This window comes from Marinobacter sp. THAF197a, assembly GCF_009363275.1.
GTDB lineage: Bacteria > Pseudomonadota > Gammaproteobacteria > Pseudomonadales > Oleiphilaceae > Marinobacter.
Genome location: NZ_CP045324.1, coordinates 2,633,744 through 2,656,228, shown reverse-complemented (window position 1 = coordinate 2,656,228; position 22,485 = coordinate 2,633,744). Strand labels below are relative to the sequence as shown.

At 57.9% G+C, this 22,485-nt stretch carries 19 protein-coding genes and 1 tRNA gene; 15 read left to right on the top strand and 5 right to left on the bottom strand.

What is annotated here, in order from left to right:
- The first annotated feature begins 6 nt into the window (after positions 1-6).
- The 12 genes from FIV08_RS12365 (at position 7) to FIV08_RS12310 (ending at position 11,382) form a co-directional block, all read left to right on the top strand.
- Entirely contained in the window at positions 7-846 is an 840-nt protein-coding gene (locus FIV08_RS12365; protein WP_072678178.1) for a phosphatidate cytidylyltransferase, read from the top strand.
- A gap of 2 nt (positions 847-848) precedes the next feature.
- Positions 849-2,033, top strand: coding sequence for a 1-deoxy-D-xylulose-5-phosphate reductoisomerase (gene ispC / locus FIV08_RS12360; protein ID WP_152438529.1), 1,185 nt, complete (start codon positions 849-851; stop codon positions 2,031-2,033).
- A gap of 49 nt (positions 2,034-2,082) precedes the next feature.
- Positions 2,083-3,432 carry an RIP metalloprotease RseP gene (gene rseP, locus FIV08_RS12355; protein WP_152438528.1) on the top strand — a complete coding sequence of 450 codons (1,350 nt, stop codon included), beginning with the start codon at positions 2,083-2,085 and terminating at the stop codon, positions 3,430-3,432.
- A gap of 45 nt (positions 3,433-3,477) precedes the next feature.
- Positions 3,478-5,796, top strand: coding sequence for an outer membrane protein assembly factor BamA (gene bamA / locus FIV08_RS12350; RefSeq protein ID WP_152438527.1), 2,319 nt, complete (start codon positions 3,478-3,480; stop codon positions 5,794-5,796).
- Positions 5,797-5,841: 45 nt separating this feature from the next.
- A complete protein-coding gene (locus FIV08_RS12345; RefSeq protein WP_061333431.1) occupies positions 5,842-6,339 on the top strand; it encodes an OmpH family outer membrane protein in 498 nt (165 codons plus the stop codon).
- Positions 6,340-6,384: 45 nt separating this feature from the next.
- Complete coding sequence (gene lpxD / locus FIV08_RS12340; protein WP_374787608.1) at positions 6,385-7,407, top strand: UDP-3-O-(3-hydroxymyristoyl)glucosamine N-acyltransferase; 1,023 nt, start codon at positions 6,385-6,387, stop codon at positions 7,405-7,407.
- 11 nt (positions 7,408-7,418) lie between these two features.
- A complete protein-coding gene (gene fabZ / locus FIV08_RS12335; protein ID WP_058090249.1) occupies positions 7,419-7,856 on the top strand; it encodes a 3-hydroxyacyl-ACP dehydratase FabZ in 438 nt (145 codons plus the stop codon).
- Positions 7,856-8,647 carry an acyl-ACP--UDP-N-acetylglucosamine O-acyltransferase gene (gene lpxA, locus FIV08_RS12330; protein ID WP_152438525.1) on the top strand — a complete coding sequence of 264 codons (792 nt, stop codon included), beginning with the start codon at positions 7,856-7,858 and terminating at the stop codon, positions 8,645-8,647. Before fabZ ends, lpxA begins: the two co-directional genes overlap by 1 nt.
- Before the next feature lie 39 nt (positions 8,648-8,686).
- Positions 8,687-9,844 carry a lipid-A-disaccharide synthase gene (lpxB, locus tag FIV08_RS12325; protein ID WP_058090290.1) on the top strand — a complete coding sequence of 386 codons (1,158 nt, stop codon included), beginning with the start codon at positions 8,687-8,689 and terminating at the stop codon, positions 9,842-9,844.
- Positions 9,844-10,530 carry a ribonuclease HII gene (rnhB, locus tag FIV08_RS12320; protein WP_152438524.1) on the top strand — a complete coding sequence of 229 codons (687 nt, stop codon included), beginning with the start codon at positions 9,844-9,846 and terminating at the stop codon, positions 10,528-10,530. Before lpxB ends, rnhB begins: the two co-directional genes overlap by 1 nt.
- Before the next feature lie 83 nt (positions 10,531-10,613).
- Positions 10,614-10,690: transfer RNA gene (locus FIV08_RS12315), tRNA-Met, on the top strand.
- A 398-nt stretch (positions 10,691-11,088) separates the two neighbouring features.
- On the top strand, positions 11,089-11,382 hold the full coding sequence (locus FIV08_RS12310; RefSeq protein ID WP_228715412.1) for a fibronectin type III domain-containing protein: 294 nt from the start codon (positions 11,089-11,091) through the stop codon (positions 11,380-11,382).
- A 14-nt stretch (positions 11,383-11,396) separates the two neighbouring features.
- On the opposite strand, the gene FIV08_RS12305 is transcribed toward FIV08_RS12310, so the two are convergent.
- The 4 genes from FIV08_RS12305 to FIV08_RS12290 all read right to left on the bottom strand — a co-directional run bounded on the left by FIV08_RS12305 (position 11,397) and on the right by FIV08_RS12290 (position 18,635).
- A complete protein-coding gene (locus tag FIV08_RS12305; RefSeq protein ID WP_152438523.1) occupies positions 11,397-13,964 on the bottom strand; it encodes a CHASE2 domain-containing protein in 2,568 nt (855 codons plus the stop codon).
- A gap of 33 nt (positions 13,965-13,997) precedes the next feature.
- Positions 13,998-15,635, bottom strand: coding sequence for a FecR domain-containing protein (locus tag FIV08_RS12300; protein ID WP_152438522.1), 1,638 nt, complete (start codon positions 15,633-15,635; stop codon positions 13,998-14,000).
- Positions 15,628-16,356, bottom strand: coding sequence for a response regulator transcription factor (locus tag FIV08_RS12295; protein ID WP_058090244.1), 729 nt, complete (start codon positions 16,354-16,356; stop codon positions 15,628-15,630). The genes FIV08_RS12300 and FIV08_RS12295 overlap by 8 nt, the downstream gene beginning before the upstream one ends.
- 131 nt (positions 16,357-16,487) lie before the next feature.
- On the bottom strand, positions 16,488-18,635 hold the full coding sequence (locus tag FIV08_RS12290) for a DNA topoisomerase 3 (protein ID WP_152438521.1): 2,148 nt from the start codon (positions 18,633-18,635) through the stop codon (positions 16,488-16,490).
- 287 nt (positions 18,636-18,922) lie between these two features.
- On the opposite strand from FIV08_RS12290, the gene FIV08_RS12285 reads away from it, so the two are divergent.
- Together FIV08_RS12285 and FIV08_RS12280 are read left to right on the top strand one after the other, a co-directional pair.
- Positions 18,923-19,279: a BolA family protein gene (locus FIV08_RS12285; protein WP_058090242.1), complete on the top strand. Its 357-nt coding sequence runs from the start codon at positions 18,923-18,925 to the stop codon at positions 19,277-19,279.
- A complete protein-coding gene (locus FIV08_RS12280; RefSeq protein WP_061333110.1) occupies positions 19,276-19,899 on the top strand; it encodes an L-threonylcarbamoyladenylate synthase in 624 nt (207 codons plus the stop codon). Before FIV08_RS12285 ends, FIV08_RS12280 begins: the two co-directional genes overlap by 4 nt.
- A 27-nt stretch (positions 19,900-19,926) precedes the next feature.
- Here the strand turns inward: FIV08_RS12280 and FIV08_RS12275 are convergent, their stop codons facing one another.
- Positions 19,927-20,589, bottom strand: a complete 663-nt coding sequence (locus FIV08_RS12275) for a hypothetical protein (protein WP_152438520.1) — start codon at positions 20,587-20,589, stop codon at positions 19,927-19,929.
- 267 nt (positions 20,590-20,856) lie between these two features.
- Here FIV08_RS12275 and FIV08_RS12270 point away from each other — a divergent pair, with 267 nt between their 5' ends.
- Positions 20,857-22,473 carry a methyl-accepting chemotaxis protein gene (locus FIV08_RS12270; protein WP_152438519.1) on the top strand — a complete coding sequence of 539 codons (1,617 nt, stop codon included), beginning with the start codon at positions 20,857-20,859 and terminating at the stop codon, positions 22,471-22,473.
- Positions 22,474-22,485: the final 12 nt, after the last annotated feature.

Below are 22,485 nucleotides of genomic sequence, written 5' to 3'. Positions count from 1 at the left end.
TATACCGTGTTAAAAACCCGCATCATCACAGCTCTTATTCTTGCTCCCATCGCGATTGGCGGCATCTTTTTTACGTCGCCCCTGGGGTTTGCCCTGTTCACCGGCGCGATCATTACCCTGGGTGCCTGGGAATGGGCGAATATGTCTGGCATTGAGGCGCAGCCGGGTCGGGTGATCTACGCCGCTGTTGTTGCGGCGTTACTCTATGGGCTGCTGAACGTGCCTTCGGTGGCTGTGCTCTGGCTTGCCGTGATTTGGTGGCTGGTGTGCTTCTGGCTGGTGCGCCGGTATCCGGCTGGATCGGATTCCTGGGGTGCCGTGCCCGTGCGGGCGGTGATGGGCCTGCTGGTGCTGATTCCGGCCTGGGTGGGGTTGAACCACCTGCGAACCGGAGGTTTTCAGTTCGGTGACCTGGCAGATAACCGTCTGGCGATTCTCTACATATTTCTTGTGGTCTGGGTGGCTGATATTGGCGCCTATTTTGCGGGCAGAGCGTTCGGCAAGGCCAAGCTGGCGCCCCGGGTCAGCCCTGGTAAGTCCTGGGCCGGTGTGTGGGGAGGTCTGGCGGCGGTCGCCTTGCTCGCCGTTGTTGCCAGTCTGCTGGCTGCCGCCACGCCTGTTCAAATGGCTCTGTTGATCGTTGCCACATTGGTCACCGGTTTTGTGTCGGTGCTGGGCGACCTTCTTGAAAGCATGCTCAAGCGATTCCGGGGGATCAAGGACAGCAGTCAGTTGCTGCCCGGCCATGGCGGGATCATGGATCGCATCGATAGCCTGACCGCCGCCATTCCTGTGTTTGCCCTGATAATCACCCTGCTGGGTTGGTTGACCACCGGTCACTGGTAACTATGACAACACGTTGCATTACCGTATTGGGGGCAACGGGCTCTATCGGGCTCAGCACCCTGGATGTGATTCGCCGACACCCGGGCCGGTTCTCGGTCTACGCGCTGACAGCGGGCACGCGTGCATGGGAGCTGGCAACCCTGTGCCGGGAGTTTCGCCCCAAGGTTGCTGTCATGGCCAGTGAGTGCGCTGCGGACGAGCTCAGGGAGTTGCTGGCCGATTGCCCGGACATCCAGGTGCTCGGGGGAGAGGCAGGCCTTTGTACCGTGGCTGCTGCCAGCGATGCCGATACAGTCATGGCTGCCATTGTTGGCGCTGCGGGCCTGGCGCCAACCTTATCGGCGGTGCGGGCCGGGAAACGGGTACTGCTGGCCAACAAGGAAGCGTTGGTGATGTCTGGCCAGTTGTTTATGGACGCGGTAATCGCCTCAGGCTCGGAGTTGCTGCCCATCGACTCTGAGCACAACGCCATTTTCCAGTGTATGCCAGCAGACAAAATTCGGGATCCGAAGGCCGCCGGTATTACCCGGATCCTGCTGACCGCCTCTGGTGGGCCGTTTCGAACCCTGGCAGCAGAAGAGCTCCGCAGCGTTACTCCGTCTCAGGCCTGTGCGCACCCGAACTGGTCGATGGGCCAGAAGATTTCGGTCGATTCCGCCACGCTGATGAACAAAGGGCTGGAACTGATTGAAGCCTGCTGGCTGTTCAATACCACGCCAGACCGGGTTGAGGTTCACGTTCATCCGGAGAGTATTATTCATTCCATGGTGGAGTACGCGGACGGTTCCGTTCTTGCCCAACTTGGAAGCCCGGACATGCGTACGCCAATTGCCAACGGGCTGGCCTGGCCCGAGCGTATCGAAGCGGGGGTTGCACCTCTGGACCTGTTTGCCATTGGTAAATTCCATTTTGAACGACCGGATCTCCAGCGCTTCCCCTGCCTGCGGCTGGCCGCCGAGGCTTTTGCCAGTGGTGGCACGGCACCAGCGGTGCTGAATGCCGCCAACGAGGTGGCAGTGGAGGCGTTTCTGGACGGTAAGCTGTGCTTCGCCGATATCCCCGTTATCATAGAGCGGACTTTGGCGGCGACGCCGGTCGTTCCGGCGAGCGACTTCGATACCATATTTGCGAAGGATGCCGAGGCTCGCAGCCGGGCCAGGGAACAGATAAGTCTGCTGTCTGTCTGAGTCCTGCGGGAATGTTCATCTTGGCCGACGGCCTCAAACCGGAAACTCTATGCAGATTATTCAAACCGTTCTGGCACTTGCGTTAACACTGGGAATCCTGGTGACCCTGCACGAGTATGGTCACTTCTGGGTGGCCCGGCGGTGCGGGGTCAAGGTGCTCAGATTTTCTGTGGGCTTCGGTAAACCCTTGTTTTCCTGGTACGATCGCCACGGTACCGAGTTTGCGGTGGCGGCGATCCCGTTGGGCGGCTACGTCAAGATGCTCGATGAGCGGGAAGGCCCCGTACCGGAGGGGCTGAAAGATCAGGCCTTTACCTCCAAGCCGCCGTCCCAGAGAATTGCCATCGCAGCTGCCGGCCCGCTGGCGAATTTCCTGTTTGCCATATTCGCCTACTGGTTGCTGAGCGTAGTGGGTGTAACAACCGTTGCGCCGGTGGTAGGGGATGTGACGCCCGGCAGTGTGGCCGACAGGGCAGGGTTGCAGCAGGGCATGGAAATCCATGCTGTGGATGGTCACCGGGTGACGTCCTGGCGTGATATTAACATGCGCCTGTTGGAGCGAACCGGAGAGCATGGCCTGGTGACACTTGAGGTGTCACAGAACGGATCAAGGGGCACAGTCGACGGAGCCCTGAATGGCTGGCGTCTGAGCAATGATACGCCCAACCCCCTGGCAGAATTCGGTATCACGCCGTGGCGACCGGCGGTGCCGGCTGTGTTGGGGCAGGTCACCAGCGATGGCCGGGCTGCTATCGCAGGGCTTCGGAGCGGCGATCGTATTGTTGCCGTGGACGGCGAGCCGGTGGCCGACTGGTTTGCCCTGGTGGACTACATCAGGAATGCGCCTGAAACCGACCTTGAGCTGTCCATAGAGCGTGATGGGACGCCCCTGGAGCTTACCGTTCGCCCGGCTACCCGAACCCTCGACGATGGCCAGGAAATTGGCTTCGTGGGTGCAGGTGTCGAAGCGATCACCTGGCCAGACGAGTTGCTGCGTGAAGTTCGTTACGGCCCCTTTGCAGCCATTCCGAATGCGGTGCATGAAACCTGGGCGGATACCCGACTGACGCTGGTGGCCATCAAGAAAATGGTCACGGGCCTGTTGTCGCCCACCAATCTGAGTGGGCCGATTACCATTGCCCGGGTGGCTGAGGCCAGTGTCAGTTCCGGGTTTGAAGATTTTATCCGTTTTCTGGCCTACCTGAGTGTCAGCCTCGGGGTGCTGAATCTTTTGCCGATTCCTGTATTGGATGGTGGCCACATCGTGTATTACACCATCGAGGCCATACGCCGAAAGCCTGTATCTGAGCAGGTTCAGGCACTTGGATTACGAATTGGTATGGCTTTGATTCTGACTTTAATGGTGTTTGCTCTTTACAACGACCTGATGCGGTTGTGAGAATTGCGGGCTCCTTACCGCACATTAACCAGGCGATATAACTGAATGAGACGTTCCCTTCTAGCTGTAGCCGTTGGCCTAGCCATTACCGCAACTGGTATCAAGCCTGTGCTGGCGGATGAATTCACGGTAGCGGATATCGAGGTAGAAGGCCTTCAGCGGGTTTCAGCGGGCTCCGTCTTCTCGGCTTTTCCGGTAAACATTGGCGAGCAGATTGACGAGACTCGTCTGGCCAATGCCATCAAGGAGTTGTTCAGGACCGGTCTGTTTACCGATATCGAAGCCAGCCGTGACAGCGGTGTACTCATTCTGTCGGTCAAGGAGCGCCCTTCCATTTCGTCCATCGAGATCGAAGGCAACAAGAACATTGAAACTGATATGTTGATGGATGCGCTGGCGGGCGCCGGGCTGGAAGAAGGTCAGGTGTTCCGTAGAGCGACCCTCGAACGGCTGGAGCTTGAGATCCTGCGCTCGTACATCGCACAGGGTCGCTATAACGCTCGAGTGCGGGCCACGGCTGAAGAACTTCCCAGAAACCGGGTAGCGGTTCGTCTCGATATCAACGAAGGCACTGTTGCCTCAATCAAGCACATTAATATTGTTGGAAATCAGGATTTCAGTGATGAAGAGCTGATCAGCCTGTTTGAGTTGCGCACCAGCAGCTGGTGGAATTCCATTACCAACAAAGACAAGTATGCCCGGGAGCGCCTGAGCGGTGACCTGGAATCGTTGCGCTCATTTTATCTTGACCGCGGTTATCTGGATTTCACCGTAGAATCCAGTCAGGTGTCCATTTCACCGGACAAGCAGCAGGTATTCATCGCCATCTCCCTGGATGAGGGCCCCCAGTACACGATTTCGGACATTCGCCTTCGCGGCAACCTGATCGTCGAAGAAGAAGAGCTGCGCAAGCTGATCCCGGTTAAGGAGGGAGATGTGTTCTCCCGCGCCCAGATGACCTCCATCTCCGAGGCGTTGTCGTTCCGCCTGGGGCGCGAAGGCTATGCCTTTGCCAACGTCAATGCGGTCCCTGAACCCGGCGAAGACAATACAGCGGCGGTGACCTTCTTTATCGAACCGGGCAAGCGCGCTTACGTCAGGCGTGTGAATTTTGAGGGCAACATCTCCACCAAGGATGAAGTGTTGCGTCAGGAAATGACCCAGATGGAAGGGGGCGTTGCGTCATCTGACCGCATTGAATTCTCAAAAACCCGATTGGAGCGACTGGGCTTCTTCCAGACGGTAGACGTTGAAACCGTCCCAGTACCTGGAACCGATGATCTGGTGGATGTGAATTACAGTGTCCGTGAACAGCCGACGGGCAGCTTGTCAGCGTCGATTGGTTTTTCCCAGAACTCCGGTGTGATCCTTGGTGCTGCAGTTTCCGAGAACAACTTCTTCGGTACAGGTAAGCGGGTGTCGTTTGGTGTAAACGTCAGCGATTCTGTTAAAAGCGCCAATATTTCCTATCTGGATCCCTACTACACTGTCGACGGTGTCAGCCGTGGTTTCAGTTTGTTTGCCAGAGAAACCGATTTTGAAGAGCAGGATATCTCCTCCTACTTGCTGGATGAATATGGCGCCAGATTAACCTTCGGGTATCCGACAGATGCCATCACCCGGCTCAATTTCGGTGTGGGTGTCACCCAATCCAATCTCAAACCTGGCATCTTTTCGTCGGTTGAGGTGCGTGACTTCATCGCCGACGAAGGTGATTCGTTTACCAACTATTTCCTGTTCGGCAGCTGGCGGCGCAGCACACTGAACCGCGGCGTACTGCCTACTCGCGGTTATAGTCATTCTCTGTCGCTGGATGTGGCGGTGCCCGGAAGTGACCTCACGTTCTATAAGGCCACCCACAGAACAGATTTTTACTTCCCGCTGGTAGATACGCAGCGGTGGGTGGTCAGGGCCCGCACCGAGGTGGGCTACGGGGATGGCTATGGCGACCGTACCCAGATGCCGTTCTTTGAGCATTTCTACTCGGGTGGCTATGGTTCGGTGCGCGGTTACCGGGCAAACTCCCTTGGTAATCGTGCTGAGCCGGCAGAGTTTGATTTCTCCAGTCCGGATCCCTTCGGTGGCAACCTGCTGACTGAAGCCGGCCTGGAGCTGATTTTCCCGACACCTTTTGCGGGCGACACCCGTTCCATGCGCACTTCCTTCTTCCTTGACGCAGGCCAGGTGTTCGATACCGATCGCGGCTTCGACCCGGAACTGAAGGAGGTTAGGACCTCGGCTGGTGTGAGCTTCCAGTGGATTACCGCAGTGGGTCCGCTTGCTTTCAGCCTGGCGAAACCGCTTAATGACAAGCCGGGCGATGATACTCAGGTGTTCCAGTTCTCGCTGGGGCAAACCTTCTGATTGCAGTAAACAGAAAAACAAAGGATGAAACACAGGAGATTCCCGATGAAACGTCTATCTGCCATTGTTGGCGCAACTCTGATGGCATTCTCACTGCAGCTCGCAGCGGAGACCAGAATTGGCGTGGTTGACCTGCGCCAGGCGTTGTTTTCGTCCAACGACGCCCAGTCGTTCAGTGAGAAACTTCAGCAGGATTTTGCTGGCGAAGAAGCCAAGGTTCGTGAGGCCCAGGAACAGGCCCGCAGGCTGAAGGACCGGATCGAGAAAGACGGCGCTATGATGAATGAAAGCGAGCGCAACAAGCTAACCGGTGAGTTCCAGGAGAAAGTACAGGAGTTCAACTTCCTCAAGCAGCGCCTGGACCAGACCGTTGCGCAGCGCAAACAGCAGTTTCTGGAGAACGCTCGCCCTGAAGTAGACGCGGCCGTCAAAGAGTTGCTGGAAGAGCATAATCTTGACTTGATTCTGCCGAGCGAAGCGGTTGTCTACGTTAAGCCGGAGATGAACCTGACCTCGGAATTGCTCGAGAAGCTTAACCGATAAACCTGACCAGGCCGTGTTACTAACGCATCGGGAGAAGGTTCAATGGTGCAAAAATCCTTTCGTTTGCAGGAACTGGCCGAGGCGTTGGGAGCGGAGCTGAGGGGGAATCCGGACACAGCCATTTCCGGTTTGGCAACGCTGCAGGCTGCGGGCCCCGGGCAGATGAGTTTTCTGGCTAATCCCGCCTATGCCAAGTATCTGGGGCAGACCAAGGCGTCTGCGGTGATTGTGTCGCCGGCTAATGCTGCCGATGCTCCGACCAATGTCCTGTTACTGGACAACCCCTACCTGGGCTACGCTCGCATCAGTCACTGGTTTGACGCCACGCCTGCACCGGTTGTCGGTATTCACCCTACCGCCGTGGTTGATCCCTCGGCAACGATTGCGGACTCTGCCTGTGTCGGCCCGCACGTGGTGATTGAAGCGGATGCGCAAATCGGTGATCAGGTTGTCATAGGGGCCGGTTGTTTCATCGGAGCCCGTTCCCGGATCGGTGATCAGTCAGTCCTGCGCCCGCGAGCTACCTTGGCCCATGATGTGGTGCTCGGGCAGCGTTGTCATGTTCTCAGCGGAGCGGTCATCGGTTCAGATGGCTTTGGGTTTGCCAACGAGCGTGGTGTGTGGCACCGCATTGCCCAGGTTGGGGGCGTGGTGCTCGGAGATGATGTAGAGATTGGTGCCAATACCACGATCGATCGGGGTGCGGTTGACGACACAGTGATTGGCAATGGTGTAAAGATCGATAACCTGGTTCAGGTTGCGCACAACGTGCGCATTGGCGACCACAGCGCCATGGCCGCGAAAGTGGGTATCGCCGGCAGTACAAAGATTGGTCGGCATTGTGTGTTTGGAGGCGCCGCTGGTGTTGCCGGCCATCTGGAAATTACGGATCAGGTTCAACTGACTGGAATGACGATGGTCACAGGGGACATTGCAGAGCCCGGGGTGTATTCGTCGGGTACCAGCGCAGATACCAACCGGCAATGGCGAAAGAATGCGGTACGCTTCAGGCAGTTGGATATTCTGGCGAGGCGGATCAAGGAACTGGAAAAGAAGCTAAAGGGCTGAGGCCAAGCAAGATGATGAAGATCGATGAAATTCTGGAGTATTTGCCGCATCGCTATCCGTTTCTGCTGGTGGACCGGGTAACCGAAGTCGAAAAAGGAAAGTCGATTAAGGGATACAAGAATATCTCCTTCAATGAGCCTTTCTTCACCGGGCATTTCCCGGACAACCCGATTATGCCCGGGGTGCTGATTATTGAGGCCATGGCGCAACTTTCCGGAATTCTCGGTTTTGTGACCGTGGAACGGAAACCGTCTGATGGCGTGATACAATACTTGGCTGGCTCCAGTAAAGTACGCTTCAAGCGTCCCGTGCTGCCGGGAGACCGCCTGGATATGGAATCCGAGTTTGTGTCTGGCAAGCGTGGTATCTGGAAATTCGAATGCCGCGCATTGGTGGACGGAGAAGTCGCGTGCGTTGCAGAAATATTGACCGCTGAGAGAGAAGTTTGATGGCGACAAATGACTGGTCGGGTGTCCATCCTCAGGCGATTGTGGACCCGTCAGCCAAACTGGCGGATAACGTTACGGTAGGTCCCTGGAGTTACATTGGCCCGGGAGTGGAAATCGGTGAGGGCACCGAGATCCTTTCCCATGTGGTGATCAAGGGCCCGACGGCTATCGGTCGCAATAACCGTATTTTTCAGTTCTCCAGTATCGGGGAAGAGTGTCAGGACAAGAAGTACGCCGGTGAGCCAACCACACTGGTGATCGGCGACAACAACGTTATCCGCGAGAACTGCACCATCCACCGCGGAACCATCCAGGATCGGGGCGAAACCCGCATTGGCAATGGCAACCTGCTGATGGCCTACGTGCATGTTGCCCACGACTGCTGCGTTGGAGACAACACCATTCTGGCGAACTGTGCCACCCTGGCGGGTCACGTTACCGTGGGTGATTACGCCATCCTCGGCGGCGGCACCATGGTGCATCAGTTCTGCCATATCGGGCCTCACAGCATGGCGGCCGGTGGCAGTATCGTGCTCAAGGATATCCCCGCTTATGTCATGGCCAGCGGGCAATCAGCCCAGCCCCACGGCATGAACGTGGAGGGTCTTAAGCGCCGGGGTTTCAGCAAGGAAGTTTTGTTGACCTTACGCCGGGCCTATAAGGTGATCTACCGTCAGGGCCTGACCACAGAGCAGGCACTGGAAGAGCTTGAGAGCAGCTTTGCTGACGTGCCAGAGGTTCGCCCGCTGATCGACTCGCTCCGGGGAGCGGATCGCGGCATCATCCGCTGATCCGGCAGGAGGCTGCCGGTGACGCACGCACAGGCTGACATGGTCAGTTCCCGCAAGTTGACCATTGCCATTATCGCCGGTGAGGCATCGGGGGATATCCTCGGTGCCGGGCTGATCCGGTCTCTCCGGAAACGCTATCCGAATGCCCGCTTTGTCGGTATTGGCGGTGATGAAATGATCGCCGAAGGCTTTCATTCCCTGGTCCCCATGGAGCGGTTATCCGTTATGGGGTTGGTGGAAGTGTTGGGGCGTATTCGCGAATTGTTCAGTATCCGCGCCCGCTTGCTGGACTATTTTTTCGCTACGCCGCCGGATGTCGTGATTGGCATTGATTCTCCGGATTTCACCCTGGCTATCGAGAGGCGGTGTCGGGAGGCGGGTATTCCTTCTGTTCACTATGTAAGTCCTTCGGTCTGGGCGTGGCGGCAGAAGCGTATTTTCAAGATTGCCAAGTCTGTGGACCTGATGCTCACGCTGTTTCCCTTTGAAGCCCGTTTCTACGAAGAGCACCAGGTGCCGGTCGCGTTTGTGGGGCACCCGCTGGCTGATCGTATTCCCATGGAACCGGATACCGGTTCCGCCCGGGAGAGCCTTGGGCTTGAGCAAGACAAGCCGGTGCTGGCTGTTTTGCCTGGTAGTCGGGGTGGGGAGGTGGAGCGCCTTGGAACGCTGTTCCTGGAGGCATCCCGATGGCTACAGGCCCGCAGGCCAGATATCCAGTTGGTGATTCCCTGTGTAAACCGGGACCGGGAACGGCAGGTTCAGGGGTTGGTGGAGTCCTTGGAAGTCAAGTTGCCGGTCACCCTGGTTCGTGGCCGCTCCCGGGAGGTGATGGCTGCCAGTGATGTGGTGCTGCTTGCCTCGGGTACCGCGACCCTCGAAGCGATGTTGCTCAAAAAGCCAATGGTGGTGGGCTACCGACTGAGCAACTTCAGTTACAAGCTGTTGTCGCGGCTGGTAAAAGTGCCCTGGGTGGCGTTACCGAACCTGCTCGCCCAGAAACCATTAGTGCCGGAACTGTTGCAGGACGATGCCACCCCTGAAAGTTTGGGTGCTGCTGTGCTTGAGCGGCTGGAAAACGAGCAGGAGCGGGCCGACCTGAAGCAAGCCTTTTCCGACCTTCACCAGTCGCTTAAACAGAATGCCGATGAACGGGCTGCCATGGCGATTTCCGAGTTGCTGGAGCGCCAGGGCTGATGGCTGGCAAAGAGCTCCCACCGTTTGAGTGCCGTTATCAAGGCTGGCGCCTTGCAGGTGTGGATGAGGTTGGCCGGGGGCCCTTGATCGGTGCTGTCGTTACCGCAGCGGTTATCCTGGACCCGGAGCGTCCTATTCAGGGCCTGGCGGATTCCAAGAAGCTCACTGAGAAGCGGCGCCTGGCGCTTTATGACGAGATCGTTGAGAAGGCCGCGGCTTGGTGTCTGGGGCGCTGTGAGCCTGGCGAGATCGATCAATTGAACATCTACCAGGCGACGATGCTGGCCATGAAGCGAGCGGTGGATGGCCTTTCCATAGCACCGGAATACGTGCTGGTAGACGGCAACCGCTGCCCGAACTGGCGCTGGCCCTCAGAACCGGTGGTAAAAGGGGATAGTCGGCACCCGGCCATCAGCGCGGCGTCGATCATTGCCAAGGTGACCCGTGACCGGGAAATGGCGCTGTTGGAGCAAACTTACCCGGGTTACGGCCTGGCGCAACACAAGGGGTACCCCACGCCGGTGCACCTGGAAGCGCTGATGCGCCTGGGGGCAACGCCGGAGCATCGCCGATCTTTTCGGCCGGTTCAGGAGGCAATCGATTCCGCAGGTTTCTTTCAGCCGGGTAGCGAGAGTGTGGCTCCCGAATTGAGTTATCCCACCGACCTGTTTGAAAATATGGATTGACAGGCTGGGTGGTGCGCTGTAATATTCGCGCCACGTTGATCGGGGCAACCCCGGTAAACAAAAGATTTCGTTAAAAGTTTTGATGCGGGGTGGAGCAGTCTGGTAGCTCGTCGGGCTCATAACCCGAAGGTCGTTGGTTCGAATCCAGCCCCCGCTACCAATCAGAAAAAGGCCGGCTTTTTAGCCGGCCTTTTTCGTTTTCCGCGCCCGATAACCTCCTGAACTCATCTCTTATACGATCCGCGTTTGGCGTTTTGCCTGATCGGATGCACAATTTTTCACCAACTGTAAAGTCAAAAAAATGACAATTTTCTAACTTCAAAAATGACGTCATTCGCATCATCATCCGATCCGATTTTATAGAATTTCACAAAGTCGACGGAATAATGGTGCAAATAGCCAATGAAACGCGTCATCAAATTGTCAAAGGCATGGACGGCCGCGTTTTTACTAGGGATTCTGCTCACCGGGTGTGGTGGAGGTGGCTCCGATGCCGGGAGTAGTGCAAATACCTCGGGCTCCAATACCTCCGGTAATGTTGGGTCAGGCCCTTCGGGTGTGCAGCCTGAGCCGGCCCGTGCAGCTGTCCTGAGTTGGTCAGCACCCTCTACCCGAGTCAATGGCGACGGTATTGCCATGGGCGAGCTCGACAAGTATGTGATCCGGTACGGCCAGGACGTCGAAAATCTGTCTGGTGAGGTGATCATTGGCGAGGCCGACGTCTACCCGGAGATGAGCTACACGGTGGACAATCTGGATTCCGGTACCTGGTACTTCACGATCCAGGTGCAAGATAAGCAGGGTCTGGTCAGCGAGCCCTCAGCGCCTGTCAGCAAGACCATTCGGTCCTGAGGGGCGTGAGCAAGTCACGGCATCGGGTCGGCAATGGGCAGTTTCAGTATGAAAGTGGTGCCTTCGCCTGCGGTGGATTCAACAGAGATGTCGCCCCGATGTTTTTCAACAACGGTTTTCACGAACGACAGGCCCAGCCCGGTGCCGTGGGTGCCTGCCAGCTCACTGCGTTTCTGCCGGTGGTAGCGATCGAACAGCATCGGTAGTTCTGCCGGATCTATCCCGCTACCCTCATCGGCGATGGCGAGGCATGCCAGGTGGCCAGCGCGGTATACCTGAACGGTGATCGCAGATCCCGGCGGGCTGTATTGAACGGCATTGGTCATCAGGTTGATGACTGCCCGCTCCAGCAATTCCGCATTCCCCTTCAGCCAGAGGTCTTCGGTGCCGATCACCTGCAGGCTGATCTGCTTTTCCTGTGCCTGCTCACACACACTGTCCCGTGCGTTTTCTGCGATAGCCAGAAACTCACACTCGTAGAACCGGGTTTCCGTCAGCTGCTCGGCCCGCGCCAGCTGCACAAATTCTTCCGCCAGGTGGTAGCTGCGCCGGGCCAGTCTGCCCAGTTGTTCAAGCTGGCGCTCATCAATATGGCTAGGGTCTCGTTTCAGTTGCTCAATCAATGCCAACTGAGACACCAGCGGAGAGCGAACATCGTGAGAAATAAAGTCGATGGCTTCCCGGTGCTGCCGCTGCTGCTCCCGAAGCTCGGAAATGTCCGAGATGTTGGCGATGATTCCGAATTGATTGCTGTCTGGCAATGCGAACGGAGCCAGGTGAATCAGGAAGTCCTTGTTGTGAATTTTGAGGTCAACGGTTCGGCTTTGCCGAAGGGTCAACGTCTCAGACACGGTTTCATACCAGGGCGCCGCGTCCCTTGGGTCATGGCCTTCCAGCAGGCGCGTCAAGGGTAATCCGCTGAGGCTCGGCATGGGCTCCCGGAACCAGGCTTCAATGTGCCGGTTGGCGAAGCGGATAACACCCAGCTCATCCGTTACGATTATGCCGTCTGGCATGCGCTCGAAGCTATGGCTGATGAATGCCTGCATCTGGCTGAGGCGCTCGGTGGCGGTTCGGACTTTTTCAATACGCCGGGACAGGTTCTCCTGGGCGCCCGGCTCAAGGGCGGGCGCGCTTGGGTCTTCCAATTTAAGGTTCTGCAAGTACAGCTGGATAACTTCCCGGCTCAGGTCATCCGGGAGGGTGAGCCCGAGCAGGTACCCGCTGCCGCCGCGAATAAGGCGTATCCAGCTCTGGTTACCATGATGACTCCATTGCCCGACTTGGATGTTGGTCGGGACATCGGCCAGTGTCATGCCTTTGACTGCCAGCAGGTCTCTGCCTTCCGCCAGCAGCCAACCCTGGGGCTGGAGTAGCGCGCTCAGGTGTTCAAGAAGTTGGTGAGGGTGCCTGCGTGAGGGGTCTGGCAAGGCAAGTTGCGGTGTTCTGGCCAAGTCATCCAGTTGACGGTTCAGGAAGCGGTTGGCCATCGCAAGCCGAAGACCGCTGGCCACCGGCAGAGCAATCATGGGCAACAATAGGGCATTGGCGGCTGACAGGTGGTAATGCAAGCTGCGTAGGACCACAAAGTAGGTGATCAACACCAGGACAAAACCTGTGCTACAGGCGAGGACGGTCGCTGCGGGCTTGAGTCTCGGCAGGGAGTTGGCCAGGCCAAGGAGGATCACCAGTGTCAGTGCAATGGAGGCCCAGCCAGGTGCGGAGGAGATCAGTGTGTCCTGGCGACTGGCGGAATAAACGTTGGCGTGGAACTCAACGCCACTCATGGGCCTGCCCAGGCCGGAAAACGGTGTACTAAGAATATCGCCAAAACCGACCGCCGTGGCTCCTATGAAGACGGTCTTGCCAGCGAAGGTCTCCAGGGGCACGGCGCCGTTCAGCACATCGACGTAGGAATGGGCAGGGATTGTATCTGCTCCGCCGGCCAGTGGCACAAAGCGGAATTCGCTGCGGACGTTGGTATAGGCAGGCGCATCCGGTGCGTGGCCACTGGGGTTGACCCGATCCTGTGCCGCCAGTGCCAGCGCGGGCCAGCGATGATTGCCCAGGCTGTTGTAAAGGTACAGGCCGCGGGCCACGCCATCGTCTTCCAGCTCAACATGCACGTGCCCGAGTGCAGAAGCTGTCTTTTCCAGCAGCGGTGCGGGCAGTTGTTCGGCCATCCGTTGTGTTGGTGTTGCCGGTGAGTAGTGTATGGGCAGCACAACCCGGCCATGGCGCTCCATGGCGTCTGCAAGGGCCTGGTCGCTGGGGGAGGGTTCAGGAAACAGGATGTCCAGCACAATGACTTCCGCGCCGGCATCGGCAAGCTGGTCAATCAGCCGGGCATGGAGGTTTCGGTCCCAGGGCCAGCGCCCGAGCGCGTCCAGGCTGTGTTCATCGATGCCCACCAGAGCCAGGCGGTCATCAACGGGCGCGGACCAGGTGGTGATGGCTTTGTCGTAAAGCCAGAAATTGATGCGCTCTTCCAGGGTGGTTATCTGGAGTAATAGCAGGATGCCTGTGAGCAGCAAGCCCAGAGACCAGGGTGTCGTCTTTAAGGTTAACCAATCCCTTCTCATGGGCCGTGCGGTTCGTTCTTGTTGTGGAGGTATTTAATCCAGGTAAAGCTCCCTCCCCGGGCCCCATCGGCTTGCCAGCGGACCATCAGAAAGAGCTTTGACGCGCACAAAATACCTTCTTCCGGGAATCAGACGCAAGGCCGCTGTGGTATCTGCCACGTTTGCTTCCTTGATAATGTTGTTGAATCCGGGCTCTTCCGCTAGTTGGAGGCGATAGTCTTTTGCGGTATCCACCTTCTCCCAGAACACGCGCACCTGGTTGTCCAGGTAGTTGATGCTGATGATTCGTACCGGCGGCAAAGTGCCGTTCACAACCAGTGACCGGGGCTGGGACGCGGCCACGGAGTTACCGCCGGCCTCGCTGACCACTCGCCAGTAGTACTGGCCGGGGCTTAGGGGTCGGGAGGGGAGGGCTCGGTTGTCTGGCGCCCATTCACTGGAGGTAATCAGCCGTCGGAATTCTTCATCTTCTGCGATTTCAACCCGAGCAACTTCGTTGGTACCGTTCAGGCGCCATTGGAACTCTGGCATGTCGTCATTCACGCTCTCACCGGGTTCTGGCGAAAGCAGATCAGGTGTTCGTGCCTGCAGGTCAACTTCGATCGACGTGATGGCCGGCATTCCGGTGATGCCCTGACGATCCAGTGCGGCCAGGTGGAGTTCGTAGCGCCCGTTGTCCAGTTGGCTAATGTCAAAGCGATGGCCAGGCATTTCCCGACTTTGTAGCCAGGTGCCGCCATCCTCTTCGAAGATATCGACGCGATACCGGTTGGCGCCGTCCTGCTGCCAGCTGAGTTCAGCCGGTAGCTGTGTGAGAACCGGAGTGATGGGGTTGAGCACCGGGGCCGGTGGTAGCCGGCGGATGTTCATGGGGGTGGCGCTCGCGGTGGACACGCTGGCGCCATAGCCTGCAGGAATCCGGCGTACCTGGCCCGGCTGGCCGAAATCAACCACGCCCTCGGTTACCTGAACGCTGCTGCCAGAGGCGGATGTCTGCATGGAAAACACGGTACCTCGAACAGCGGCGACCGCTGATGGGGTTTCGATTTCGAACCGGGCACCATCTTCCAGCACCGGTTTTACTCGGGTATGCACCTCGCCCCGTTGAAGGCGAACACGGGTATCTGCCATTCCGGCCTTGCCGTACTGGGTGAGGCGATTGAAGATGAGCCTGGAATTGGGCGCCATGCGCAGTTCCGAACCATCGGCCAGGACAATGGTGGCGGTGCCGGCAGAGGAGATCACTTCATCGCCCACCCGGATGACAGAATTTTCGGTCAGTGACGTTTTCTGGCCGGTGGTGCCCGATACGTGAATAACATTACCGCTGGCGGAGCTAACCCTGGCGGGCTCGGGCTGGCGCTTCAACCAGGCCAGAGGAATGCGAATTTGTTCCCCGGCAGACAGCCTGGCGTTACCGGGCAGGTTATTGTATTGCAGCACCTGGCCAATGGTTACCCGGTCCATCAGCAGGGACTGGCCGATGTCGCTGAGTGTCTCACCGGAGCGGAGCGTATACACCCATTCCTGGGCGCTTTCCGATTGCTGAGCGGGCGCGGCGGAGGAAGAGCCCCGGGCAACCGATATCTCGGCGGCAGCCACGCCGGGCAGCAGGCTGGTTACAATCAACAGGAGCAAACCTGTGACGCTTTGGCGTTTTCGGTCAAGCATTGGTTGCACTGTCTTCCCGGGGCTCGTCAGCTTCAGTGGCTTTGATCGCTTCCAGGCGATAGCCGCGCTGGTAAATGGTCTTGATGCGGAATCCGTTCTCCGGATTTACACCCAGCCGGCGGCGTAATCGGCTCATGTGGGTATCAACGGTCCGGGTGTTGATATCCCGGGCAAGGCCCCACACGCGTTCCAGCAGCATCTCGCGGGTCAGGAGCCGGCCCTGGTTCTGAAACAGGAACAAGGTGAGGTCGAAGTCCTTGTCGGTCAGGGTAAGCGGTTCACCGTGCAGCAGGATGACTCGTTGCCGGGTGTTGACTTCAAACGGACCGTAAACCAGCACTTCTTTGTCACTGTCAGGGTTGCTGCGGCGGGCCAGGGCATTGATCCTGGCGGTGAGCTCGGCCGCCCGGGCCGGTTTAGACAGGTAGTCGTCGGCGCCGGCATCCAGCGCCCGGACGATGTCGGCCTCGCTGTCCCGCTGGGTCAGGAAAATGGCCGGAATGGGCCAGTCCAGCTGGGCGCGCACATTCTCCAGCACGTCGATACCGGTCATGTCTGGAATTTGCCAGTCCAGGATAATCAGGTCATAACTTCGGTGCAGAACGGCACCGAGAAAGGCCTGGCCGGTGGGGAAGCTGTCACAGTGATGACCTTTCTCGGAGAGAATGGCTTGAATGTGTTGCGCTTGTTCATGTTCGTCTTCCAGCAGAGCAATGCGCATTAAGCTTGGCCCTCGATGGTGTTGCCGATTTCGTGGTCTTGGCACAGAGCGGAGTAGAAATCCCCTGCATTAGAGGCCAAGTATCCCAAAAAATGAGGCTGCGTTCAGTAGTGATATGTAGAATTCCGTAACTACAGTTCAGGTTTGCCGTTGGCGTCATTCACTGTTTGTCGGCAGGCCGGGAAATTACTGCAGCCCCAGAACCAGCCTTTTTTGCTTTGGCGCCTCACCAGGGGTGAAAAACAATGGGGGCAGGGCACGGGTTTCTGCCCGGTTCCGTCTGCTGGTGCACTGTCTTCCAGAGGGCGCGTGCCTTTACATTTTGGGTAGCGGGTGCAGGCAAAAAAACGTCCGAATTTTCCTTCCCGCTCGATCATGGGCGCCCGGCACTTTGGGCAATGCACAGACGTTTCGCTGGCAGGAGTTCCGGTCGCATCGGGCGCCCGATGAATGAATTCGCGGATCTCCTGCTTTAGCGACTCCAGAAATGCCCTGGGGTCGTCTTCGCCGCGGCGGATGCTCTCCAGTGTTGCTTCCCAGACCGCTGTACGGTCCGGGGTACGGATAGTGTCCGGCAGCGCCGCAATCAGCGCCTTGCCTTTGTCGGTGGCGCGGATGAATCGCTTTTCCCGGTACAGGTAATCTCGCCGGAACAGTGTGTCGATAATGGCGGCGCGGGTGGCTTCCGTGCCCAGGCCATCGGTCTCCCTCAGGGTTTTACGCAGTTCCGGGGCCGCCACGAAACGAGCGATGTTGGTCATCGCCGACAGCAAGGTGGCATCGGTAAAGTGCTGGGGTGGCTGAGTTTTGCGTTCGGTTACCGTGGTGTTGCTGCAGGTGACCGGCTCACGACTCCCCAGCCTTGGCAGCGGTGGTTTTTCCGGCTCGTTGTTGTTCTCCCGAAGTTTCAGCTCCAGGGCTTTCCAGCCGGGGGTGAGTATCGCCGTCTCGGTGGCCCGGAATCTGTGTTCCTGAACCTGCACCGTCAGTTTTCCCTCACGGTGAACTGCATCCTGGGCGAACTGCATCAGATAGTAGCGGCTGATCAGGTTATAGATCTTTTCCTCGGCGGCCGTCAGCTTGCCATTCGGGGTAGGGCGCACGGTTGGAATGATCGCGTGGTGGGCGTCCACCTGTTTGTCGTTCCAGGCCGCAGAGCGCCGGTTGCTGTCCAGTTGCCCTGTGAGCGCTTCCAGCTCGCCGGATACCCGGCTAATAGCGCGAATCACCTGCTCCTGTTGATGAAAATGTTCCTCGGGCAGGTAACGGTTGTCGGACCGGGGGTAGGTGATCAACTGGTGCCGTTCATACAGATTCTGGGCGGTGTCCAGCACGTCTTTGGCACCCATCCGGAACAGTCGCCCGGCTTCTATCTGCAGTGCCGACAGGGACAGCGGCAGGGGCGGTGGCTCGGGCCGGTCTCTGAAGCGGGATTCTGCGATGGTGCCAGGCCGACCGTTCACGGCACGGGCAATTTGCTCGGCCACGTCCCTGCTGAGCAGGCGTTTCTCTTCGTCCAGATGGTCTTCATAGGTTTCATCCGGCAGCCAGCGGGCGGTAAACGGGCGTTGGTCCGCGTCGTCCTCTTCGGAGGCTTGGAATTGACCTTCAATTCGGTACCAGGGCTTGGGCTCGAAGTTCTCGATGGTGTTATCCCGCTCCACAACCAGGCCGAGCACCGGTGTTTGTACTCGGCCAACCGAGTAAACGCCGTCCTGACCCTGTTGCTGGTAGCTCAGGGTGTAGAACCGGGTGAGGTTGATCCCATACAACCAGTCGGCCCTTTGTCGGGCCAGGGCGGAATGGGATAGCCGGCGGAATTCCTTGTTGTCTCTGGGTGCCTGAATGGAGCGAGCAACGGCGCTGGGAGTCAGGTCGTTAATCAGTACCCGTTTTACCGGAACGGTGGTACCAACGTAGCGCAGTACTTCATCCACCAGTAGCTGGCCTTCACGGTCCGGGTCGCCGGCGTGGGTGATCACGTCGGCCTGTCGAATCAGGGATTCGAGCACCTTGAGTTGCTGTTTTACGCTGTCTTTGGGGGTGAGCTGCCATTGTTCTGGGAACATGGGCAGGTCTTCCTGGCGCCACTTTTTCCATGCCGGGTTGTAGCGGGCGGGCTCGGCCGGCTCCAGCAGATGGCCGATGCACCAGCTGACGGTGGCGGCTTTCTGGCCGTTTCCGCAACGGATCCAGCCCTGGCCTTTCTGGTGCGGGCCGGGGAGGGCGGCGGCGATGGCTCTGGCCAGGCTGGGTTTTTCGGCGATGTACAGGTGCATGGTGTTGGTGGTTCGCTGAGTGGCATCGGAATGTGTCTGTTTGGGGCTTTTGTGTCAAGGGCTCTTGGTTTGTTCCGCGGCTATGTGTAGTAGACTGTTGGTGTTTGGGGGAGGCGGCTGTGAAGGTGGCTTTGCCAAAAGACGCCGTGAACCCATCCCTGGGGGCTTGGTGTTGCCGTCCCTGGCAACACACACTTTTGGCAAAGCCACCTTCACATCCGCTTCTAGGCCCAGTGCTGGTCGCCGCGGTGATTGCGGTGACTTGAACGGACGGTTGTGGAGTAGTTATGAAAGTTCAGAACGCAATTGAAGCAAAACTTAGAGACGGTTTTGCCGCGCAGCTGTTGGCGGTGGAGAACGAGAGCCATATGCATTCGGTGCCGCCGAATTCGGAAACCCATTTCAAGGTGACACTGGTGTCGCCGGATTTTGCCGGTCAGATGAAAGTTAAGCGGCATCAGGCCATTTATAAAGTGTTGGCGGAAGAGCTGGCGGGGCCTGTGCATGCTTTGGCGTTGCATTTGTATACGCCGGAGGAGTGGGCGGCCAGTGGTCAGGCGGCGCCGGATTCGCCTGGTTGTATGGGTGGGTCGAAGGGCGATGACGCCATGGCTGCGAAATTGGGACAGGGAGTGAATTCATGAGTCAGTTTTTCCAGATCCATCCTGAGAATCCGCAGAAGCGGTTGATCAACCAGGCGGTTGATATTCTTCGCAAGGGTGGGGTGATTGTGTATCCCACGGATTCCGGGTATGCGCTGGGTTGTCACCTGGGTGACAAGCAGGCAGCGGATCGTATCAAGCGTATCCGGAAGCTGGATGACAAGCATAACTTTACGCTTGTGTGCCGGGATTTGTCGGATATTGGTGTGTACGCCAAGGTGGATAACACGCAGTACCGTTTGCTGAAGACGTTCACACCGGGGCCGTATACGTTCATTCTGCCAGCCACCAGTGAGGTGCCGCGCCGGTTGTTGCATCCCAAGCGTCGGTCTATTGGCGTGCGGGTGCCGGATAACGAGATTGTGCGGGAGCTGCTGGGCGAGTTGGGCGAGCCGATCATGAGCAGTACCCTGATTCTGCCCGATGAAACTGAGCCGATGACCGATCCCTATGAAATCCGGGATGTTCTGGAACACGAGCTGGATTTGATCATTGATGGCGGGTTCTGCGGTATGGAAGCGACTACCGTGGTGAACTTCCTCGGGGATGCCCCGGAGGTTACGCGGGTGGGTAAAGGTGATCCCGCTCCGTTTCAGGTTTAACGGTCAAAGACCCATGCCACCCGGGTATCAGGCCCGGGTGTTCAGGTTGAAGGCGTAGCGTTGTGCGCTGTTACCAAAGTCGGGTTGGCCGCTGTTGGCATTGCGTTTCAGGCTGTCGTAACGGTGGATGACATCCTGTAATCCGTTGAACTGCTGGTTGTCGCTGAGCAGTGAATCCAGCAGGGAGTTGTTCACGCCGTAGGCCTGATTGAGCTTCAGGGCGTTATCCATAAAGTGTAGTGTCGGTTCGCTGACGCTCAGCCGACTGAAGGCTTCCCGGAAGCCCCGGTTGTTGTTCAGGTCCATCTCAATTCTTTCGCGAAGCTCTTCTGGCAGCTTCCCCTCAACTACCGCATCGCCGTTCTCGCCTTTTCCCACGCTCAGGGCCGTTGCCGGGTGCAGGTTGTACTCGGCAAGTTTGTGCCGGAGGGTTTCACGAACAAAGGAGAGATCCTGCGCAACGGTCTGTTTGTACTGGCCGAGTGGGAGTTTGCGAGCTTTCAGGCTGCCGGGGTCCAGTTCTGACTGCCCGGACGGGGTAAAGCGGTCATCACCCGGGTTACCGGCGGCTTCGGGTTGCTTCGTGGCAGCGGGTTTCTCGCCATCGGGCTTGGCTGCGGGTGCCTGGCGGCTGTCCATGGCTTGCTGAAAGCGTGTGCTGGCTTGTATCAGGGATGTCAGCAAAGACATGGTGCATTTCCTCCTCGGCGGTAAATAACTGCCGGAAATTCGATTATGGGGTGTGTTTGTGAGTAATAAGCAGGTTTTGGGCCAGGTTGTTCTTGAGGTTTCGCAGTCTGTACTTGCGTGGAAATGTAAAACTTTGCAACGAGTGTCATAGGGATGGCATCGGGCTGATCTGGGTCATATAAAAATTGATGTATGTCTATAAAGTTATGCCCGAAACTGCCGTCATAACAGATGGTTGTTCAGTTGATCTTCCGCTGCCGGGGTACCATGAAAAAACAACACTCGATCCGCTTTTTGCTGCTGTCGGCTCTGGCCGTGGCGTTTTCCATCATTCTTGCGTTCACCGTTGTTTACAGCGCCCAGTCGCAGCGCGCGCATCTTGAGGAGTTCAGCCACAAATATGTAGACGGGCTGGCAAAATCCTACTTTGACGGGCTCAACACCATGATGGTGACAGGCACCATCAACAATCGGGATGTACTGCGTGATCGGGCCAAGGCATCCGAGGATGTTCTGGACATCCGGGTGGTGCGCAGTGATCAGTTGAACGCGATGTACGGCGCGGGTAATGCGGAGGAGCGGCGTCGCGAACCTGAGGATATGCGGGCACTGCGTGGCGAGCGGGTGGAGCTTTACTCGGCAAATGACCAGGGCCGGGTTTATACCCTGATTGAGCCGGTTATTGCCCAGGCAGACTATCAGGGGGTGAATTGCCTTGGCTGCCATCAGGCCCAGGAGGGCGAGATTCTCGGTGCCATCCGGGTGGATTATTCCCTGGCCCAAAGCGACGCCCGCCTGCAGCAGCAGTTGCTGGTGGGTGGTGGTGTTCAGGTGGTCATTTTTGTGGTGATTTTCTTCCTGACCGCGCTGGTTCTGGGGCGGCTGGTGTTCTCCCGGTTGCGCAGGCTCCATGACCGGATGGATGAAATCTCCAGGAACTCAGACCTCTCCATTGAACTGGAGGTTACACGCAACGATGAAATCGGTTCACTGTCCAGGGCCTTTAACCGAATGGTGGCGAAGATTCGGGAAAGCATGAATACGGTCATGGACAATGCTGCCCAGGTTGAATCAGCGGCACGGACCATTGCCGGCAAGGCGGAAACCACGGAACGCGAGGTTCTCGCTCAACGGGACAACACCGACCAGGTGGCCAGTGCCACCACGGAAATGGCGGCGTCTGCGGTGCAGGTGCGGGAGAACGCGGTCAATACTGCTCGCAAATCTGCAGACACAGCAAAGGCAGCGGAGACCGGTGAACAGCTGGCCCACAACGCCGTGACAGGTATCGAAACCCTCAATACCGAGGTGCAGAACGGTGCTCACCGAATCGAGCAACTGGACCAGCGTACCACCGAGATGGCAACCCGGCTGGAGTTGATTTCCGAGATTGCAGACCAAACCAACCTGCTGGCCCTGAACGCCGCCATCGAAGCCGCCCGTGCCGGTGAACAGGGCCGTGGATTTGCGGTGGTAGCTGATGAAGTGCGTGCACTGGCGTCGCGTACCCAGGCGTCCACAGAGGAGATTCGCCACACCATTGACGGCCTGAAGAAAGAGGTGGTGGATTGCGTGGGCACCATGCGCCATGCCTCCGAACTGGCCCAGCATCAGGTGGAATCAATTCTGAAAGTGGAAACGGAATTGCAGACCATCGCTGCGGCGGTGCGCGAAATCACCGGCCTGAATGAAGAAATGGAAAGTGCGGCCAACGAGCAGAGCGATGTGTCGGAATCCATCAATCACAACGTGATTGAAATCAGCCGTTCGGCGGAGCAGACCTCCAGCGACGCCCAGGAAACCGCCCGCATTGCCGGTGACCTCCTGGCCATGGCCGAAACCCTGCGTAAGACCATCGAGCAGTTCCGGTTGTCGCAACAATGATTCCGGCCGCGG

Coding starts and splice junctions, on each gene's coding strand:
- ispC (WP_152438529.1), top strand. CDS start 849: ATGACAACACGTTGCATTACCGTATTGGGGGCAACGGGCTCTATCGGG.
- rseP (WP_152438528.1), top strand. CDS start 2,083: ATGCAGATTATTCAAACCGTTCTGGCACTTGCGTTAACACTGGGAATC.
- bamA (WP_152438527.1), top strand. CDS start 3,478: ATGAGACGTTCCCTTCTAGCTGTAGCCGTTGGCCTAGCCATTACCGCA.
- FIV08_RS12345 (WP_061333431.1), top strand. CDS start 5,842: ATGAAACGTCTATCTGCCATTGTTGGCGCAACTCTGATGGCATTCTCA.
- fabZ (WP_058090249.1), top strand. CDS start 7,419: ATGATGAAGATCGATGAAATTCTGGAGTATTTGCCGCATCGCTATCCG.
- lpxA (WP_152438525.1), top strand. CDS start 7,856: ATGGCGACAAATGACTGGTCGGGTGTCCATCCTCAGGCGATTGTGGAC.
- lpxB (WP_058090290.1), top strand. CDS start 8,687: ATGGTCAGTTCCCGCAAGTTGACCATTGCCATTATCGCCGGTGAGGCA.
- rnhB (WP_152438524.1), top strand. CDS start 9,844: ATGGCTGGCAAAGAGCTCCCACCGTTTGAGTGCCGTTATCAAGGCTGG.
- FIV08_RS12305 (WP_152438523.1), bottom strand. CDS start 13,964: ATGAGAAGGGATTGGTTAACCTTAAAGACGACACCCTGGTCTCTGGGC.
- FIV08_RS12300 (WP_152438522.1), bottom strand. CDS start 15,635: ATGCTTGACCGAAAACGCCAAAGCGTCACAGGTTTGCTCCTGTTGATT.
- FIV08_RS12295 (WP_058090244.1), bottom strand. CDS start 16,356: ATGCGCATTGCTCTGCTGGAAGACGAACATGAACAAGCGCAACACATT.
- FIV08_RS12290 (WP_152438521.1), bottom strand. CDS start 18,635: ATGCACCTGTACATCGCCGAAAAACCCAGCCTGGCCAGAGCCATCGCC.
- FIV08_RS12285 (WP_058090242.1), top strand. CDS start 18,923: ATGAAAGTTCAGAACGCAATTGAAGCAAAACTTAGAGACGGTTTTGCC.
- FIV08_RS12280 (WP_061333110.1), top strand. CDS start 19,276: ATGAGTCAGTTTTTCCAGATCCATCCTGAGAATCCGCAGAAGCGGTTG.
- FIV08_RS12275 (WP_152438520.1), bottom strand. CDS start 20,589: ATGTCTTTGCTGACATCCCTGATACAAGCCAGCACACGCTTTCAGCAA.
- FIV08_RS12270 (WP_152438519.1), top strand. CDS start 20,857: ATGAAAAAACAACACTCGATCCGCTTTTTGCTGCTGTCGGCTCTGGCC.